General features: G+C 55.8%; 2 protein-coding genes. One reads left to right on the plus strand and one right to left on the minus strand.

The window, feature by feature from the left end; translation table 11 throughout:
- On the plus strand, positions 1-629 hold a 629-nt coding region (locus FQ320_RS25285; protein ID WP_148476007.1), incomplete at its 5' end, for a DDE-type integrase/transposase/recombinase.
- A gap of 15 nt (positions 630-644) precedes the next feature.
- Here the strand turns inward: FQ320_RS25285 and FQ320_RS26240 are convergent.
- Positions 645-895 (minus strand): hypothetical protein (locus tag FQ320_RS26240; protein WP_222861732.1); only part of this gene is annotated, 251 nt, incomplete at its 5' end.

An 895-nucleotide genomic window follows, 5' to 3' on the forward strand; every position in this document is an offset into this window, starting at 1 on the left:
CGCCCTGGCGCAGGATCGCAAGGATCTGTGGTTCGCTAAATCTCGTCATCTTCATCAGAATCTCCTCAGTCATCTTGCTGAGAAAATTCTACTTCCGCATCCCCTTAGTTTTGGGGAGGATTACCCCGGGTCCGGTCGCTGGCATGTTCTTCTACCTCTACCTGATCGTAGACATCTTCAGCCGGAAAATTGTCGGCTGGGAGGTTCACGAACGAGAGGCAGCAGAACTGGCCGCGACACTGATCAGACAGGCCGTTCTGTCCGAGGGCTGCATCACGCGCCCGCTGGTCCTGCATGCTGACAATGGCAGCCCCATGAAGGGCGCCACCATGAAGGTGACGATGGAAAAACTGGGCATCACGGCCTCCTACAGCCGTCCCCGGGTCAGCAACGACAATCCATTCTCAGAAGCCCTTTTCCGAACTTGCAAATACCGCCCGGACTGGCCGACCAAAGGGTTTGCCACAAAAGCAGATGCTCAGGCTTGGGTGAAATCCTTCGCCAGGTGGTATAAAGATGACCACCTCCACAGCGCCATCCGCTTTGTCACGCCAAATACGCGTCATGCTGAGAACGATCGCGCGACGCTGGCAAACCGCGCCATTCTCTATGCAAATGCACGCGCATAAAATCCGGAACGCTGGTCAGGCAAAACCCGAAACTGGAAACCTGCAGGACCCGTCTGGCTCAACCCAGAACGCGAAGTCAGCGATTCTGAAATCAGAGACGCCGCATGAAATCGGCGGACAACAACTTTGACAAACACCGCCAACAAGACGCTCGTCTTGGAAAGCGAACACATCACGCAGGCGATCGGGTTCAATGTTCATCGGCCTGTGCAGATTGTCGGCGCGACGGGCGGCCTTTGCAAACTTGGCGTTATAGCGCTCAGTGA

Origin of the sequence: Oceaniovalibus sp. ACAM 378 (assembly GCF_008085915.1) — a bacterium.
Taxonomy (GTDB): Bacteria; Pseudomonadota; Alphaproteobacteria; order Rhodobacterales; family Rhodobacteraceae; genus Oceaniglobus.